Origin of the sequence: Bacillus sp. S2(2019) (genome assembly GCF_005144805.1) — a bacterium.
Classification (GTDB): Bacteria; Bacillota; Bacilli; order Bacillales; family Bacillaceae; genus Bacillus; species Bacillus altitudinis.
On the sequence record NZ_SWFL01000002.1, the window covers coordinates 649,462 to 667,299 of the forward strand.

The 17,838-nt window shown below is 43.0% G+C and carries 19 protein-coding genes; 8 read left to right on the forward strand and 11 right to left on the reverse strand.

Translation table 11 applies throughout. The features are described 5' to 3' along the window. Nucleotides 1–107: 107 nt before the first annotated feature. Nucleotides 108–959 carry a MurR/RpiR family transcriptional regulator gene (locus FBF75_RS08450; protein ID WP_048001138.1) on the reverse strand — a complete coding sequence of 284 codons (852 nt, stop codon included), beginning with the start codon at nt 957–959 and terminating at the stop codon, nt 108–110. Between the two features lie 136 nt (nt 960–1,095). Then, nucleotides 1,096–2,067, reverse strand: coding sequence for a phosphate acetyltransferase (pta, locus tag FBF75_RS08455; protein ID WP_017360101.1), 972 nt, complete (start codon nt 2,065–2,067; stop codon nt 1,096–1,098). A 239-nt stretch (nt 2,068–2,306) separates the two neighbouring features. On the opposite strand from pta, the gene hemQ reads away from it, so the two are divergent. Both hemQ and FBF75_RS08465 read left to right on the forward strand, forming a co-directional pair. Further along, nucleotides 2,307–3,077, forward strand: a complete 771-nt coding sequence (gene hemQ / locus FBF75_RS08460) for a hydrogen peroxide-dependent heme synthase (protein WP_017360102.1) — start codon at nt 2,307–2,309, stop codon at nt 3,075–3,077. A 67-nt stretch (nt 3,078–3,144) separates the two neighbouring features. Beyond that, nucleotides 3,145–4,305, forward strand: coding sequence for an MFS transporter (locus tag FBF75_RS08465; protein WP_017360103.1), 1,161 nt, complete (start codon nt 3,145–3,147; stop codon nt 4,303–4,305). A gap of 15 nt (nt 4,306–4,320) precedes the next feature. Here the strand turns inward: FBF75_RS08465 and FBF75_RS08470 are convergent, their stop codons facing one another. Then, nucleotides 4,321–4,800: an Lrp/AsnC family transcriptional regulator gene (locus FBF75_RS08470; protein ID WP_008343601.1), complete on the reverse strand. Its 480-nt coding sequence runs from the start codon at nt 4,798–4,800 to the stop codon at nt 4,321–4,323. Nucleotides 4,801–4,945: 145 nt separating this feature from the next. On the opposite strand from FBF75_RS08470, the gene FBF75_RS08475 reads away from it, so the two are divergent. From FBF75_RS08475 to FBF75_RS08500, 6 genes are all read left to right on the forward strand, one after another. Next, the gene (locus tag FBF75_RS08475; protein WP_052320448.1) at nt 4,946–6,178 is read left to right on the forward strand and encodes an MFS transporter; all 1,233 of its coding nucleotides are present in this window, start codon (nt 4,946–4,948) and stop codon (nt 6,176–6,178) included. A 149-nt stretch (nt 6,179–6,327) separates the two neighbouring features. Continuing rightward, entirely contained in the window at nt 6,328–6,933 is a 606-nt protein-coding gene (locus tag FBF75_RS08480) for a bacilysin biosynthesis protein BacA (protein ID WP_024719463.1), read from the forward strand. Between the two features lies 1 nt (nt 6,934). After that, a complete protein-coding gene (bacB, locus tag FBF75_RS08485; RefSeq protein WP_008343606.1) occupies nt 6,935–7,642 on the forward strand; it encodes a 3-((4R)-4-hydroxycyclohexa-1,5-dien-1-yl)-2-oxopropanoate isomerase in 708 nt (235 codons plus the stop codon). After that, complete coding sequence (locus tag FBF75_RS08490; protein WP_052320449.1) at nt 7,639–8,400, forward strand: SDR family NAD(P)-dependent oxidoreductase; 762 nt, start codon at nt 7,639–7,641, stop codon at nt 8,398–8,400. The genes bacB and FBF75_RS08490 overlap by 4 nt, the downstream gene beginning before the upstream one ends. Nucleotides 8,401–8,414: 14 nt before the next feature. Next, complete coding sequence (gene bacD, locus FBF75_RS08495; protein ID WP_136944621.1) at nt 8,415–9,836, forward strand: alanine--anticapsin ligase; 1,422 nt, start codon at nt 8,415–8,417, stop codon at nt 9,834–9,836. 17 nt (nt 9,837–9,853) lie between these two features. Further along, nucleotides 9,854–11,047 (forward strand): aminotransferase class I/II-fold pyridoxal phosphate-dependent enzyme, encoded by a 1,194-nt coding sequence (locus FBF75_RS08500; RefSeq protein WP_169476082.1) that lies wholly within the window; start codon nt 9,854–9,856, stop codon nt 11,045–11,047. Nucleotides 11,048–11,062: 15 nt separating this feature from the next. On the opposite strand, the gene FBF75_RS08505 is transcribed toward FBF75_RS08500, so the two are convergent. The 8 genes from FBF75_RS08505 to FBF75_RS08540 form a co-directional block, all read right to left on the reverse strand. Beyond that, a complete protein-coding gene (locus tag FBF75_RS08505; RefSeq protein ID WP_276606733.1) occupies nt 11,063–11,854 on the reverse strand; it encodes an SDR family oxidoreductase in 792 nt (263 codons plus the stop codon). 92 nt (nt 11,855–11,946) lie between these two features. After that, on the reverse strand, nt 11,947–12,402 hold the full coding sequence (locus tag FBF75_RS08510; protein ID WP_035702434.1) for a dTDP-4-dehydrorhamnose 3,5-epimerase family protein: 456 nt from the start codon (nt 12,400–12,402) through the stop codon (nt 11,947–11,949). Next, nucleotides 12,395–13,249 carry a dTDP-4-dehydrorhamnose reductase gene (gene rfbD / locus FBF75_RS08515; RefSeq protein ID WP_017360111.1) on the reverse strand — a complete coding sequence of 285 codons (855 nt, stop codon included), beginning with the start codon at nt 13,247–13,249 and terminating at the stop codon, nt 12,395–12,397. The genes FBF75_RS08510 and rfbD overlap by 8 nt, the downstream gene beginning before the upstream one ends. A gap of 3 nt (nt 13,250–13,252) precedes the next feature. Beyond that, nucleotides 13,253–14,218 carry a dTDP-glucose 4,6-dehydratase gene (rfbB, locus tag FBF75_RS08520; RefSeq protein ID WP_136944624.1) on the reverse strand — a complete coding sequence of 322 codons (966 nt, stop codon included), beginning with the start codon at nt 14,216–14,218 and terminating at the stop codon, nt 13,253–13,255. Next, nucleotides 14,215–14,955: a sugar phosphate nucleotidyltransferase gene (locus FBF75_RS08525; protein WP_017360113.1), complete on the reverse strand. Its 741-nt coding sequence runs from the start codon at nt 14,953–14,955 to the stop codon at nt 14,215–14,217. Before FBF75_RS08525 ends, rfbB begins: the two co-directional genes overlap by 4 nt. Nucleotides 14,956–14,957: 2 nt before the next feature. Beyond that, nucleotides 14,958–15,986: a glycosyltransferase gene (locus FBF75_RS08530; protein ID WP_035389861.1), complete on the reverse strand. Its 1,029-nt coding sequence runs from the start codon at nt 15,984–15,986 to the stop codon at nt 14,958–14,960. After that, nucleotides 15,983–16,723, reverse strand: a complete 741-nt coding sequence (locus tag FBF75_RS08535) for a cytidylyltransferase domain-containing protein (RefSeq protein WP_017360114.1) — start codon at nt 16,721–16,723, stop codon at nt 15,983–15,985. The genes FBF75_RS08530 and FBF75_RS08535 overlap by 4 nt, the downstream gene beginning before the upstream one ends. Continuing rightward, nucleotides 16,713–17,837 carry an N-acetylneuraminate synthase family protein gene (locus FBF75_RS08540; protein ID WP_136944625.1) on the reverse strand — a complete coding sequence of 375 codons (1,125 nt, stop codon included), beginning with the start codon at nt 17,835–17,837 and terminating at the stop codon, nt 16,713–16,715. The genes FBF75_RS08535 and FBF75_RS08540 overlap by 11 nt, the downstream gene beginning before the upstream one ends. Nucleotide 17,838: the final 1 nt, after the last annotated feature.

Consider the following 17,838-nt stretch of genomic DNA (forward strand, 5'->3'; position numbering starts at 1 on the left):
CACTTATTTTTATTAAAGTAATATTTATTACTTTCGTGATATGATCATACCACCTCATTTTCAATTAGTAAAGCGCTTTCAAAAATAAAAAAATGAGTTCCACACGACTAATGTGTTGTGTGGTAACTCATTTTCGTTAACATATGATTGATTTGATCTAAACGTGGTTTTGTTCTTTCAGGATCATTCATCGCTAAGGCACTTAAAATGTAATCGACGATAAAGATAGCAGATACGACAGAGTTATGAGAGCCTACACTTGCTGAGGAACATGGTAATACATATTGTGCATATTTGGTTAATGGAGAGCTGTAGCTGTCTGTAATTAAAAGGACTTCCACCCCATAAGACTTCGCTGCTTCCATCAAATCTTTCATACGCTTTGCATAGCGCGGATAGCTGACAGCTATAATGAAATCACCCGAGTTGAAATGAACCAAATCATCCACCCAGTCGCTTTTGTCTGCATCAATGTATTGGCAATTCCCCAATAACCGATTGATTCCGAGTGACAGATACTCACCAACAGGTCTTCCACTTCGAACACTTGTACACAAAACGTGGCGTGCGCTGGCTATTTTCCCAACAATCTGCTGAAAGGTTTCTTCCGTGATATTGTCTAGTGCATACTGGATATTTTGAAATTGCAGTTCTACATGGTCATGCAGGAGCTTATTTTTATTTGAATGCTTGAGATTCGCTTCAAGTCTCGTTTGAGGGTCGGCTTTATGCTTCATAGCTGATTGAAGCTCTTTTTGGAATTCAGAAAAACCGGAATACCCCACAGCAGCAGAGAAGCGCATGATCGTTGCTGTACTCGTCCCGACTTTTGACGCCAATTTATCGACAGTTAAAAAAGCGACTTCCATTGGATTTTGTACGATATAATCTGCAATTCTCCTCTGCGCATCGGTTAAAAATGCGACCTTATGCTGAAGTTTATATATTAAATCCTCCATTATAGCACCTGCCTATCCTATCGGCTTTATCTACGATTCGTGTTTTCTTTTCACTCTTTATTGTACACATTTGGACAAAATAAAAAAACAGCCAGCACGAATCTATCGTACTGACTGCTCTAGTCGAGATGCTATTTTATAGTGCTTGAGCTGCTGTAATCAGCGCAAGATTGTAAACGTCTTCGGCATTACAGCCTCTTGAAAGATCGTTTACTGGCTGATTTAGACCTTGTAGGATTGGACCTACAGCTTCAAAGTTACCTAAGCGCTGGGCAATTTTGTAGCCAATGTTTCCTGCTTCAAGGCTAGGGAAAACAAATACGCTAGCATCGCCTTTGATGACGGAATCTGGTGCTTTTTTCGCTGCCACTGAAGGAACGAAAGCTGCATCGAATTGGAACTCTCCATCAAGAACAAGCTCAGGTGCTTTTTCTTTTGCAATGCGAACCGCTTCAGATACTTTGTCTGTTTCGTCTGATTTTGCTGAACCTTTTGTAGAGAAGCTAAGCATTGCTACACGTGGTTCGATGTCAAACATTTTTGCTGTGTTTGCACTTTCGATCGCAATTTCAGCAAGATCTTGGCTGTCTGGTGCAATGTTGATCGCACAATCAGCAAACACATATTGCTCTTCGCCGCGAGCCATAATGAAGACGCCAGAAGTTTTCTTTACGCCTTCTTTTGTTTTAATGATTTGAAGTGCTGGGCGCACTGTGTCAGCAGTTGAGTGTGCTGCTCCGCTTACAAGGCCGTCTGCAAGGCCTTTATAAACAAGCATTGTACCGAAGTAGTTTTCATCCAGTAATGCTTTTCTCGCTTGCTCTTCTGTCGCTTTGCCTTTACGTCTTTCGACGAAAGCTTGTACAAGATCGTCAAAACCTTCATATGTATGAGGATCATACACGTCAACACCATCAAGTGTAAGACCTAATTCTTTTGCTTTTGCTTCTACTTCTTCCTTCTTACCTACAACAATTGGCTGCAATACTTTGCCATCTGCTAGTTTTTGAACGGCTGTTAGAATGCGTTCGTCCATTCCCTCAGGAAAAACGATCTTAACTCCTTTACCTGCAACCTTTTCCTGAACTGTTGAAAAAATATCTGCCACTTCAATACCCTCCTTGATTTTACAAAAAAAGCGTTCTCTTTTAAGCATACTCTTCTTCTACATAAATTCAAACTACCAACTTACATTATAGCGCTTACAATTTAAATTCTTATTTTTCAAACTAATTAAATCAATTTCTAGAAAAGCGTTTTCGTCGTTCAAGTTTTGATCACATCTTCATTTGGACAAACTATGTTATAGTTGGAACAGATGGAAAACTGTAAATAGGAGTGAAAGAAATGAGCGAACAACATACAACAAATGAAGCAGCTCAAACACTAGATGGCTGGTATGCGCTGCATGATTTTAGAACGATCGACTGGACAGCTTGGAAGCTGCTGACAAGCGATGAGCGTCAAGCCATCATTCATGAGTTCACAGGTCTATTAGAAAAATGGAAAACAGCCGAGCACCATCAGGCTGGAAGCCAAACAATCTATAGTATTGTCGGCCAAAAAGCAGATATTATGCTCATGATTTTACGTCCGACCATGGAAGAACTAGGTGAAATTGAACTTGAATTCAACAAGACACGACTAGCCGAGTTTACGATTCCAGCTTATTCTTACGTGTCAGTTGTTGAACTCAGCAACTACTTAGCAGGAGGCGGAGATGGCGGAGACCCTTACGAGAACCCACATGTACGTGCGCGCCTCTATCCTGAGCTTCCTTCTTCTCAATATGTCTGTTTCTATCCAATGGATAAAAGACGTTCTGGCAATGACAACTGGTACATGCTTTCAATGGATGAACGTAAATCCCTTATGAGAAGCCATGGCTTAATTGGCAGAAGCTATGCTGGGAAAGTAAAACAGATCATTACAGGTTCTGTTGGCTTTGATGATTATGAGTGGGGCGTCACTCTTTTCGCTGACGATGTGCTTCAATTTAAAAAATTGGTTTACGAAATGCGATTTGATGAAGTGAGTGCACGTTACGGCGAGTTTGGTTCCTTCTTTGTTGGAAACCGATTAGCAAACGAGCAGCTAGCGTCTTATTTCCATGTATGATAAACTCTTAAGGCTTCGGATCTCTCCGAAGCCTTTTTATGTATTTGTTTAGAAAGGTGATCTCATCATGAAAAACTTCCCCATCGCTATTTTTGCGTTAACGCTCGGTGCGTTTTCGATTGGCATGACTGAATTTGTGATCATGGGTCTTTTGCCAAATGTCGCAAATGATCTCCATGTATCTATTTCTGCTTCAGGTCAACTGATTACCGGATATGCACTCGGTGTCGCAGTTGGCGGCCCTATTTTAACGTTATCAACTGGAAAAATGTCGAGAAAACGTCTCCTCATCCTATTAATGATTCTTTTCGTGGCGGGAAATGCTGTCGCCGCTGTATCGACTTCTTATGGTCTGTTGATGGCTGCACGTATTTTAACGTCATTTGCTCATGGTACCTTCTTTGGTGTCGGCGCCATTATGGCTGCACGGCTTGTTCCTAAGGAGCGAAGCGCAAGTGCGATCAGCTTCATGTTTACAGGACTGACAGTAGCCAATGTACTGGGTGTGCCATTTGGTACCTTTATAGGAAATCAATTCGGCTGGCGCATGTCATTTCTCGTCATTGCCGTCATTGGTCTCATTTCCTTAATCGGTATTATCAGTTTAGTACCAAATCAATCGAAAGAAGAAGTATTAGATATTCGAAATGAAATATCGGTGTTGAAAAAGCCGCAGGTCCTCGTCTCCTTTGCGATGACGATTTTTGGTTTTGCGGGTGTGTTTACCGCCTTTACGTATATCAGCCCGATCCTGCTGCAAGTGACTGGCTTTCAGGAAAACGGGGTCACCCTCATTCTTGTCCTCTTTGGGCTTGGGGTCACCATTGGGAATTTAGTCGGCGGAAAGCTTGCCGACTGGAAGCTGATGCCGAGTATTATCATCACATTGATCTTGCTGATGGCTGTTCTGTTGTTATTCACATATACATCTGCCTTTAAAGTGCCTGCCGTGCTGACGATTTTTGTGTGGGGAATTATTTCATTTATTCTCGTTCCTACCTTGCAATTCCGCACGATGAACATGGCACATGAAGCCCCGACACTCGCATCAACGCTCAGTCATTCTGCCTTTAATATTGGAAATGCCGGCGGTGCAGCGCTTGGCGGTCTTGCTATTGAAATCACACATTTACAGCTTGTCCCGCTCTTTGCGGCAGGTGTGACATTCATTGGATTGATCATTACGATCATGAGCTATCAGTCAGATAAACGAATCAAAAGGACCTGAGGGCAGGTCCTTTTTCTATTTCACCACGGTCATTTCTGGCTCTTCTATTTGTTTCACACGTTCCTGAATGGGATGGGTAAAGGAATGCTCTGATAAGACAATATGGGAGACCGTTTTTGTAAAGCCAGACACATCTTGAATAAACGCTTCAATTTCTTCAAGAGAAGAAACAGACAGCTTAATGAAAAAACAGGACTGCCCTGCCACCCGATAAGCAAAGAACGCACGTGGATGCTGGTTCATAAATGTCACAAAACGCTGATACTCCCCATTTAATACGGTGACTTCCAGTAAACAGTCTATCATCAGACCCAGCTTTTTATAATTGACTTGAACAGAATACCCTTCGATAATCCCTGCATCCTCTAGTTTTCGCACTCTTTCTGCTACCGCAGGTGCTGATAAATTCACTCGTTTGGACAATTCCCTCATTGATAAGCGGGCATCTTCTCTCAACTCGTTTAAAATATGCACATCCACATCGGTGATTTTCATTCGTTACGCTCCTATCCCAAAATCGTTCCATTTGAAAAGTATTTTATGATGATACTTATGATACGAAATGTAAAATAAAACTAAATAATGGTAGAATTTATTTTAACGGAATTGAATGAAAAAGCAAGTATGGAGGGATCACTTGATGAAAGAATCTTTAGACAGCCAGGCTTCTAAAACATTTCCCATCACACTTGCCATTGCACTCACACTTGGCGTTTTTGCGGCGGGATCGGAGGAACTGGTGATTTCACCACTGCTGCCTGATTTATCAAACTCCTTTCAGCACTCTCTTGATGTTCTCGCTCTTTCCATCAGCATTTATGGGTTAGCTGTGCTGGTTGGAGCTCCGCTACTCGTTCCTTTAGGGGACCGATATTCAAGAGAGCTTTGTTTGATAATTGGGCTGTCTTTCTTTTTAATTGGAACAGTGATGTGTGCTGCTGCCCCAAATTTGGCCGTGTTTTTTGCAGGCCGTGCTATTTCTGGGCTGGCAACTGGTGTATTTGTGCCAACAGCCTATGCTCTTGTGGGCGACCGGGTTCCATACGAATACCGCGGCAAAGTGATGGGACTCATTGTATCGAGCTGGTCTCTTTCTCTTGTCCTTGGTGTGCCCATTGGCGCCTTTATCGGCCAGAGTTTAAACTGGCGCTGGACGTTTTGGATCTTCGCTATGATGAGTCTCATTGTCCTGCTACTCGTCATCCTTGAATCAAGAAAACAAGTCAGAGCAGCTGATCCGAAGGCACCTCAAGCTAGAGAGAAAACAGGCGCTTTATGGGGAGCTTTGAAAATCGATCGTGTGCCTGCCTATTTGACTGTGACGTTTTGCAATATGCTTGGATTTTACGGCATGTACTCGTTTTTAGGTGCTTATTTGCAAAGTCTGTTTGATGGCGGACAATCAACTGCTGGACTTCTTATTATGGCTTATGGCGTCGGCTTTTCTATGAGTATGTTTACTGGAAAATTAGCAGACTGGTTCGGTAAAACCCGTTCCCTTGTCTTTGTGCTGGGTGGAATTGCGATTGTTCTAGCCTTGCTTCCTTATGCGCCATTCTCATGGATGTTGCTGATTTTCGCCCTATTTATTTGGGGTGCAATGCAAAGCTTATCTGTCACGCTTCTAAGCACCGTTCTAAGTGACTGTTCTCAAACCCATCGCGGCAAAGTGATGGCTTTTTACAGCCTGGCCTCCAACCTTGCTGTTATGCTCGGTTCCGCACTGATGGGACCCGTTTATGTCCATTTCGGATATCATACGGTAGGTCTTGTCTGTGCATTGATCACACTTGTTGGTTTTATCATCAGCTTCGGCAGCTATAAACGAGAACGCGCCTTACAGAAAAAACAGCCAACTACACTTGAAACGTAAGCACATTTCACTGCACATCTCGATATGTGCAGTTTTTTAGATCAATTTTTAATATCATCGTATATTACATTTTTTATAAAATTTGTTGACAATTGCCAATTTTAAATTTTATAATCTAGTAAAAATTTGAAAAAGATTGGATGGTAAACATGATCCTAAAGAATGATGATGTGTTTCATTTCAAAGAAGAGCCTAGCCCTTCACCTAAGATGTTTACAGTCAACACACTAGGCCCTAAGGGGACAAGCAGTGAATACGCAGCAAAACATTTCATCTCTCAATCCACCACTACACTCGGCACTCATACGAAACTATCCCTTTATGACACATTCGAAACTTGCATTGAACATACTCTCTCTCAACCACTTCAATTTACTCTCGTTCCACACGCATATGAAGGCATCAAACACTTCTACATGAGACCAGATCTACAGCTTTTACAAATTTTCAGATGTGACACGCCCATGTATGGTTTGGCTGTCAGACCTGATTTCCCATTCAATGAACAAATGCTCCACCATTTAAAAATTGTCTCACATCCTGCACCTGTCAATTTAATTCAATATTTCATTCACCAAAATGCTGAATTTGAACTTGTTAATTCTACAAGTACTGCCGCGCAGAAAGTAAGGGACGGCGAATTTGATTTTGCTTTAACGAATGAGGTGGCAAGAGCCACATATGGCCTCATCTTCATTCGAACGTTTAAAAGTATACCCATGAGTTGGTCCATATTCGGAAAAGGAGAGATATAAGATGCAAACTGAACAAAAGACGCAAGAACGATATTTTCCTCAAGCGAAAAAATTAGAATGGGATAATGGCGTTATCCAATATTCCACTGTAAGAGGCGGTACGGAAGTGTTAATTTCATACGTCCCTCCCCACACAATCATTGAACCTCACGAACATCCCGAAGCACAAATCGGCATTGTATTAAAAGGCGAGCTTCAAATGACTGTCGGCCAATCGACTCAACTGCTCACCCCATTAGAATCAGCCTATATCGCACCACCGTTTGTCCCTCACGGCGCTTCAAATCTGACAGATGAAGAAGTGATCGCCATTGATATTAAGAGATTAAAGGATGACGAAGAATATACAGCTCCCCCCACTTATTTCTTAGACATTTTCAAAACACGGGATTTACTCCCTGGCATGGAAGTGACTTTTTTTGTGGAAGATTGGATGGAGCTGATGATTGCCAATATCCCTGGAAACGGCGGAGAAATGCCTTTTCATAAACATAGAAATGAACAAATCGGCATTTGCATCAGCGGAGGGTATGATATGACGATCGAAGGCTTTACAGAAAAGATGGAATTTGGCACCACCTATTTCTGTGACCCAAGGGAAGATCATGGGGCCATCAATCCAAAGCCAGAAGCATCAAAGTCTATTAATCTCTTCTTCCCTCCCCGCTATAATCGCTTGAAGCCAAAGGCATCTAAGGTGAAGAAATGAAGCTGGATGGAAAAGTTGTCCTCATTACAGGAGGTGCGTCGGGGATTGGGCTTGCTGCCGTCAAGCTCTTCCTCGAGAATGGAGCAAAAGTAGCTGTCGCTGACATCAATGAAAGCAGCGGCAACCAACTCATTGAATCATTGCCGCATGAGCACCTTGCATTTTTTAAAACAGATATTACGAAGGAGTCTGACTGTCACCAAACCGTTCAGAACGTGCTGAGCCGATTCGGTGCCATTGATGTCCTCATTAACAATGCAGGCATCGAAATTGTCTCACCTATTCATGAGATGGCACTGGAGGATTGGCATCGTATTCTTCAGGTCAACCTGACCGGCGTCTTTCTCATGAGTAAGCATACATTGCCGCATATGCTTGAAAAGAAGAGTGGAAGTATTATCAATACCGGATCTGTCGGAGGTCTTGTGGGCTGGCCTGACATTCCGGCATACAATGCAACAAAAGGCGGTGTCATTCAGCTCACCAAATCAATGGCCATCGACTATGCCGCTCATCAAATCAGGGTAAATTGTATTGCCCCTGGCATCATTGATACGCCACTAAATGAAAAGTCCTTTTTAGACAATCACACAGAAAGTCTCGAGATCGTCAAAAAAGAAAAAGCAAAGGTGAATCCTATGCTGCGGCTTGGAAAACCTGAAGAAATTGCTGGCGTGATGCTGTTTCTCGCCTCTGACCTATCCAGCTATATGACTGGAAGTGTCGTCACTGCAGATGGCGGTTACACCGCTAGATAAAAGGAGTGCTTTCATTGAGTAAAAAAACTGTACTTGTCATTGCTGACTTAGGAGGGTGCCCGCCTCATATGTTTTATGAAAGCGTGGCGGCATCATACCATATCGTTTCTTATATCCCAAGACCCTTTGCGATTACAAAGGGACATGCCGAGCTAATCGAAAAATACTCCATTGCGGTCATCAAAGACCGTGATTATTTTGAGACACACCCTTCTTTTGAACACCCTGATTCTATTTACTGGGCACATGATGATTATCCAAAATCAGAAGAAGAGGTTGTGGAAGACTTCATTCAAGTGGCTTCCTTTTTCAAAGCAGATGCAATCACGACCAATAATGAATTATTCATTGCACCGATGGCAAAGGCCGCTGAACGTCTTGGGCTACGAGGTGCCGGTGTCAAGGCAGCCGAAATGGCGCGTGATAAAAGCCAAATGAGGGCTGCATTCAATGCCTCTGGCGTCAAAGCGGTGAAAACTCAGCCTGTCACGACTTTATCTGATTTCCAACAAGCCATTGAGTCTATCGGAACACCGCTCATTTTAAAGCCTACATATTTAGCCAGTTCTATTGGCGTCACCTTGTTTCATGACAAAGCCGGAAGTGATGACTTGTTTTTACAAGTACAATCGTATTTGGAAACCATACCAGTCCCAGACGCTGTCACGTATGAAGCACCGTTTGTCGCTGAAACGTATTTAGAGGGTGCTTACGAAGATTGGTATCAAGATGAAGGTTATGCTGATTATGTCAGTGTAGAAGGGCTGGTCGTAGAGGGCGAATATCTCCCTTTTGTCATACATGATAAAACCCCTCAAATCGGCTTTACAGAAACGGCTCATATCACTCCGACGATCTTAGACAATGAAGCAAAGCAAATCATCATTGAAGCAGCAAGGAAGGCAAATGAAGGGCTAGGTCTTGAACATTGTGCAACCCATACAGAAATCAAACTCATGAAAAATCGAGAAACTGGACTGATCGAATCAGCGGCTCGATTCGCTGGCTGGAATATGATCCCGAATATTAAAAAGGTCTTTGGCGTCGATATGGCCAAGCTATTGATTGATGTATTAGTTGATGGAAAAAAGGCTGTACTGCCAAAACAACTGCTTTCTGGACATACATTTTATGTAGCGGACTGCCACTTGTATCCTCAGCATTTTAAAGAGAGTGGGCACATACCACCTGAATCCACACATATCACCATTGATCATGTGTCTATTCCGCAGGAAGCATTCGTTGGAGATACTGCGATTGTCAGTCAATCATTCCCTGCCAAAGGGACTATGGTGGATCTTGATTTATTTGAAGCTTTTAATGGAATCGTATCTCTTGAATTAAAAGGATCATCCTCACAAGATGTTGCCGCGTCCATCCGCAACATTCAGAAACAGGCAACGATTCAGTTAATGGATGAATTAGTGAAGGGATAGAAAGAGAGGCTGCTGTGGTGAAAATGTTAGCATCTAAAATGATTGAACGGCTGCCTGAACAGAAATTCGGCACCGTCTTTGAAAAAATAGCTCAAAAGACAAAAAACGGAGCAAACATCATGAATCTAGGTCAGGGAAACCCTGATCTACCAACTCCTCCCCATATCGTGAGTGCCCTACAGGAGTCAGCGGGTGTTTTGCCATTTCAACAATATGCCCCTTTTAGAGGCTTTGACTTTTTCAAACAAGCCATTGCAGATTTTTATAGATCGGAATTCGGTGCTGAGATTGATCCGCAGAAGGAAATTGCTCTTTTCACTGGCGGAAAAACGGGGCTGTATGTCATGAGTCAGTGTCTGCTTGATCCAGGAGATATCGCACTCGTTCCCGATCCAGGATACCCTGAATATCATTCAGGCATTTTGATGGCGGACGCCAAGCCATACAGTATCAAACTTGAAGAGAAAAATGGCTATTTACCAGATCTCTCCTCAATTGATCCTGACATAGTCAAAAAAGCAAAAGTACTGTTCTTGAATTATCCGAATAACCCCACGGGTGCTGTTGCAAATGAGGCATTCTTTGAAGAGGCTGCTGCCTTTGCGGCCGCTCACGGGCTGTATGTTATTCATGATTTCGCCTATGGTTCATTTCATTATGAACAAACACCCGTGAGCTTCATGAATACTCCTCTCGGGAAAAGTGTAGGAGTCGAATTATATTCTCTATCAAAGACATTTAATATGGCAGGATGGAGAGTCGCTTTTGCTGTTGGAAATGAGGAGATCATCCAAGCCATCAACACCTTCCAAGACCACGTGTTTGTTAGTATGTATGGCGGATTTCAACACGCTGCGACTGCTGCCTTGCAAAGTGATGACCGTCATATTCAATCATTAAGGGCGATATACCTTGAACGAATCAATTTCTTCATCCGGCAAGCGGCGAGAAAGCTTGGTTGGACAATCGAACGTCCACCCGGCGCCTTTTATTTATGGGCTCCGATTCCTGATGACTTTGAACATTCTCATGCCTTTGCTGACTATTTACTCGAACATGCCGATGTTGTCGTCACGCCTGGAGGAGTATTTGGAGCCAATGGAAGCCGTCATGTACGCATTTCCATGGTTGCCCCGATTGAGGAGCTTGCTCTCTTTATCGATCGCCTGTCCATCCTCCCCATTCGATTTCATCAAAAAACCCGCCTATAGCGGGTTTTTTTCAGTTTATATACTTTTCATCGTTCCACCGTCTACGGAGATTTGTTGACCTGTGATATAAGAAGCTTCCTCTGATGCCATAAAAGCTGCCAATGACGCCATCTCACTCGCTGAGCCCACTCTTTGCATTGGGATACCTGATGCGACAGCTTGTACAGCCTGCTCTCGTGACACTCCCTGCTTCGTCATCATATTGCCGATAAATTGTTCATACCGATCGGTTGCAATAAAACCTGGATTTAAACAATTTACCGTAATACTAGACGACGCAAGCTGTGTGGCTGCATTTTTACTGGCATTAATAATCGCTGCATTCATCATACTATTCGTAAACATTTGTTCACCAGGTTCCTTCCACAGGTTCCCGACAATTTGAATGATCCGTCCATATTCATGTCTTTTCATCAATGCGGCTGCACGCTTCATTGTATCGACGTAGGCGATGGCTTTTTGGGAGAAAGCAGCCAGCATCTGGTCAGTTTCACATGAATCAAATGTATCTGGCTTTCCTCCTGGAATGTTATTGATCAGCACATCGAGTCTGCCAAACTCCTTTTCTATTTTCTCAAAGGCTTCCGACCTCACCGCTTCAACCGACATATCTCCACAGAATAGAGACAGCGGTTCCTTTGTTTCTGTCATATCTTGAATGTGCTGTTTCGTCTGTTCAAGTGAGGCCATATTTCTAGAGTTGATGATCACCTTCATATCGCTCTGAGCGGCAAGTTTTATTGCGATTGCCTTTCCAATGCCTGTACTTGCCCCTGTTACAAATGCAATTCTTTTAGACAAACTCATCCACATCCCTTTTCATCAATATACATAAAATGACACATACAGAATGTATTTCAACAAAAAAAGACCTTTCTCCTGCGAAAGGCCTCTCTTCTCTATTTAAATGTCGTTTCCCAATTAAATCCGATCGCCTCATCATTCCACGCAATTCTCTTCTCATCTGGGTTTTTTGGGTCGTACGATTCTGTTGTAAAATACACAATCTGCAGCGGCGTCTCCCCTAATACGCGGTAGCCATGGGCAACTCCCTTTGGGATGAGGAGCAGCATCGGATTATCTTCTCCCATATAATACACATCGGTTTGATCCTTTGTCGGAGAATCTTCTCTCAAATCGTATAAAACGACCTGTGCATGACCTGCTGGGAAAAACCAAACATCGTCTTGTTTTTCATGATAATGAAAGGCTTTGATGACTCCTGGGAAACTTTTCGACCACGACGCCTGCCCAAAGCGCTTCAGCATCGGTTCGTCATCTCGAATAAGCTCTGCGAAAAAGCCGCGATCATCACAATGTTTCATGAGTTTTTTCGTTTGTACACCATCAATCATGCTGCTCGAATCTCCCTTCTTTCTGCAAGTATTCGTGAAGTGCATCCTTCCAATGTCTTGGCTTCCAGCCTGTCGCTTCAATCGCTTGAAGATCTAAAACAGAGTAGGCGGGCCGAGGTGTTTGGAAACCATACTCTTCAGTGGAAATGGGTTCAATTGTCGTAGACAGACCGCTTGCTGCCACAATTTCTGTCGCAAAGTCAAACCATGAACAGCTTGCTCGGTTACTGACATGATAAATACCTGCTTTCTGGTCAAACAAGTGAATCAAAGCTTCTGCGGCATCCTTTGTATAAGTAGGAGACCCTAACTGATCATTGACGATGCGCAAATGATCCTTCGTTTCAGCCAGCCGAAGAATGGTATTCACAAAATTATGTCCCTCATGTCCATAAAGCCACGATGTCCGAATGATCTTCACTTCATCTGATACAAGATGAATCAATTCTTCTCCAAGTTTTTTACTCTTTCCATAAATGGTTTGTGGATCTGCTTGTGCGTCGATTTGATAAGGGGTATCCGCTTGCCCATCAAATACATAATCTGTGCTGACATGTAACACATCTGCCCCTACGTTTTTAGCTTCAAGCGCTGTATAGTAGGCGCCAATCCCATTCACAAGATAGGCTTTTTCCGTTTCTGTTTCGCATTGATCGACAGACGTATAAGCAGCCGCACTGACAACAATATCCGGACGGAAATGTCTCATTGCATGTCTGACTGCCTGTTGATCTGTGATATTCAGCATACTCCTTGTTAAAGCAATGACGGTGATGTCTTTTTCTTTCAGCTGTTTCGTCAATTCTTTCCCTAATTGGCCGCCTGCACCGGTGATTAAAACTTTCATCGGTCACCCTTCTTCACTTTGATCATATTTGGCACGGTACCAATCAATCGTTTTTTCGATACCTTTTTCGAATGAAGTTGCCTGCATCCAGCCGAGCTCTTCTTTTAGCTTACTGGCATCAATGGCATACCGCCTGTCATGCCCTTTCCGGTCTTGAATAAACTCGATTTGGTCATGAGAGATGCCTAGATGTGTGAGAATGGTTTTAGTTAAATCAAGATTTGTTTTCTCGTTGCCTCCGCCAATATTGTACACCTGACCGGCTGTTCCGTTTTCTACTACTTGTTTTACGGCTCTCGCATGATCCTCTACATAGAGCCAATCGCGAATCTGCTGGCCGTCTCCGTAAATCGGAATCTTTTCACCATTGACCGCTTTTCTAATAATGGTTGGGATTAATTTTTCTTCATGCTGATAAGGTCCGTAGTTGTTGCTGCATCTTGTGATCATGGCAGGTATTTGGTGGGTGTGGATATAAGATTTCACAAGCAGGTCTGAACTTGCCTTGCTTGCTGAATAAGGATTATTCGGTGAGAGTGGTGTTTGTTCTGTGAAAGCAGGATCATCCGGCTCCAAATCTCCATATACTTCATCTGTGGAAATATGAATGAGTTTATTCGCCTTTCCCTTTAAGACCGCTTCAAGCATACGATAGGTACCAAGGACATTTGTTTGGATAAAAGGTTCTGCTGACTCAATACTGCGATCGACATGTGATTCTGCTGCGAAATGAATGATGGCATCATAGGCTTCATCAAATACTTGATCTAGTTCGTCTTGCAGCGTGATATCTCCTTGGACAAAACGGACATGAGGCAGCTTTGATAAATATTCCATCTCCTCTGGATGACTGGCATATGTTAATTTATCAAATATGGTCAGCCGGACATCGGATTCTTGAAGCAGCAGCTTCACAAAATTCAGTCCAATAAACCCTGCTCCACCTGTAATTAAATAAGACTTCGTCATTCGTATCCCTCTTTTTCCTTCATCGTTTCAAACATTTTTGTTGATGCTTCGTGGAGAGATTCATGAGTTCCTGCATCAATCCACCACCCTTTTAACATATCATAGGTCAGCTGGCTATTTGAGATGTAGAGATTATTCACATCAGTAATCTCTAGTTCACCTCGATCTGACGGCGAGATTTCCTCGATATATTGAAAGACGTCTTGATCATAAAAATAGATGCCCGTGACGCAGTAAGATGACGTCGGATGCTCTGGCTTTTCTTCAATTGATAAAATTCGGTGATGAGCAGGATCAATTTCTGCAATGCCAAACCGTTTTGGATCTGCCACCTCTTTCAATAAAACCTTGGCTCCGCTTTCTTGTTGCCTAAAGGCGTCGACAAAAGGGCGTAAAGAATCTTCAAATACATTATCACCAAGCATCAGCACAAATTTTTCCCCTTGAGCAAAGGACTTTGCATAGGATAAACCATCGGAAATACCAGACGCTTCTGGCTGTACTTGATACACAATGTTCATCCCAAGTTCACGATCATCTTCCAGTAACTTTTGAAACAACGGAATTTGTTCTTCCTGTGAAATCAGCATCACATCTACAATTCCTGCTTCTTTCAGTTTGAATAATGACCAATAAATCATCGGGTATGGACCAACCGGCAGCAAGTGTTTGTTGAAAATCTTCGTTAATGGTGCCAGCCGTGATCCCTTTCCTCCTGCTAAAATAACTCCCTTCACATCTACACATCCTTATGTTCTTTTTGGTGTGAATTCATGAGGTGTATAAGAATGTTTTTCACTCGTTCGATTCCTTTTCCATCAATGAGTGAACGTCCATTAAGATGAATGCTTCTGCGGAGAAAATAGCTGTCAGACAGTTTTTGAACAGCTTGCAACAGGTCTTTTTCTTCCACAAGGTCACCTAATCCAAGGTGAAAACAAGCGCCCTTTTGCGCAAACATGCTCGCTGTCACTGCTTGGTGGTCTACTTGCGATAGGACAATGCTGGGCACCCCGATACAAATTACCTCATATAACGTCATACCGCCTGCTACGATAGCCACATCAGCTTCTGATAAAAGAACCGGTAGTTGATCTGTATGTTGAATGAATTGGATATGTTCCGCCTCTACTTGCTCTTTGATGTGAGAGGCTTTTCCTGCGACCGCTAAAATGTCTAGGTGATTTGTTTGAAGAAGCGCCGATACAGCCTTTGATAACAGGCCGCACGGATCACTACCGCCAAGACTGATGACCACCTTTTTACATTCTTTCCGAACCTCATATGTGTCTTTGAATCGTTTAAACTCGTGATCTAACAATAAATAGGGCGTTCCATGATAATAAGCCGTGCCATTAAGCTGCTCGTGCTTCCCGTCCAGACCGCCATAAATGCCGTTTATGACCGTGTCTGCAAGCTGACAGGCTTCCTCTCTTTTTTCCTCAAATAAGACAAGCCTCGCACTGCCACAGGAGTCTTTGATCGTTTGAAGAAACTGAAGATCACAATCAAGCACATCTATGACTAAAAGGTCAGGCTTTAGCTTTTTGATGTCTTGTTGGACCTGGAGAAGCGCATTCGACTCATGCACCATGTGAACGTACCACTCTGGGTGCGAAAGCATTTCTACACAAATCTGATCATTTGTATAGAAATATAGGTCGTTCCCTTCTTGAAGCAGTTCTTTTGCCAAACGTTTCATTCTGACGACATGACCCATTCCTCTTAAAAAACCACCATAAACAACAATCATGATTTTTTTGTTCATTCAGCATCCTTCTGTCTCACAGATTGATTCAAACGAACAATGTCTGGATGTTGTTCACAGATGGAAATGAGCTCAGCTGTCGGCACAGCAATAGAACCACCAGCTTTCTCTAGTAAACGGGTAGCAAACACATAATCTTCTTCTGTATCAATCGTGAATCGATAAGCAGGATATGCAAGTTCTTTGGGCGGTGTGAATAATTGAAGGGAAAATTGCTCGGGATGCTTTCTGATATACAGCGTGACATGCTCACGTTCTGAATAAGTGAGGGGAAATTTGTCGATTTCACATAAAATAGATGCTTCAATCATTTCCCCGGAAATACCGAGTGGTGTTCCGTTCGTATATGTGTAATCAGCCTTTTCCTGTCTATGTTTTTCAAGCATTTTCGACAAAAGCGAAGGATCTATAAATGGATTGTCTCCCGTTAAACGTACGACCGTTTTAGGTTCAAATTGGCGGACAATCTGCGCAAACCGCTCAAGCACATCTGCCTCACTGCCTCTAAACACCTTATAGCCCTTTGACATACAATATTGAGCCAAATAGTCATCCTCTGGCTCGACCGTTGTGGCAATCATAAGGTTTTGCATGTTGTGATGGTAATCATCTGATTGCTTCACCCGCTCCACAATCAAATCAATCAGCGCCATGCCGCCGATCGGTTTCATCACTTTTTTGGGCAGTCTTGTTGACCCCATCCTAGCCTGAATGACAAAAAGCACATCATGCATCATCATGAGACTCCTGTGTGAGTACGTCTTTCCACGAAACGCCTGTATGAGCTGGGATGTCTCTCACAGCCTTTGTGCCAAGTAAAATTGGCATATATCGCGGATGCAATCCCTGATTTTTTTGTCCGGGGCGCAGCACGGCTACATTTTCTGACGTGAGGGTCTCACCCTTTGCAATGCCTTTTGTCGTAAAAATTCCTCGATACGCAAATTCTCGAATCTGTCCTTCAATGGCTGTTGTCGTTTTATAAGAACTGCCAAGAAGCTCCTCTGGTAATGAATGAACGTCTATTTCTGCTTGATTCCGCTGCTTTTCTGCTGCTCGAATGTGCTGAACCATTTCCTTTAATTCTTCAGGATTAAGAGCAAATGAATGATCCGCTCCGGGTAATGTTTTATCTATTGTAAAATGTTTTTCAATCATTGCTGCCCCGAGCTTCACAGCGGCTACTGGCGCTTCCGTCGGGTGTTCACTATGATCTGAGAAGCCAATGACTGCTTCAGGGAAAGCAGATCTTAAGGTTTGAATCACCCGCAGGTTCGTATATGCTCTAGGCGCTGGATACTTTGCCACACAATGCATGATAGCGACTTGCTTATTTTGCTGGCTCGTAATCGTTTCGTATGCTTCATGAACATCTGCAATGGTGGCTCCAGCTGTTGAAAAAATGATCGGCTTTTGAAAAGAAGCCGTATGACGCAAAAGAGGCAAATGGTTGATTTCATAGGATGCCAGTTTAAAAGCAGGCGGATTCGTTTGATTCAATAAATCAGCCGATTCTTCGTCACACACGGTGCTTAAAAACATCAGTCCTTTTTCCTTACAACGTGTCAATAAGACAGGCAGCCATTCTGGCGGAAGCTCCATTTGTTCCACTAAAGAAAAAATAGACACTTCTTCTCCTTTGGCCGTTTCGTATAACCCCGGTTCCTTTTGATACATCCGATCCGCTTGAAACATTTGAAATTTCACCGCATCAGCCCCTGCTTCTTTTGCCACATCAATTAATGCAAGTGCCTGATCCAGCTTTCCATCATGGTTAATGCCTGCCTCTGCAATGATAAAGACAGGCGCATCATCTCCCACTTTGCGATCTCCGATATAGAAATGCGCCATC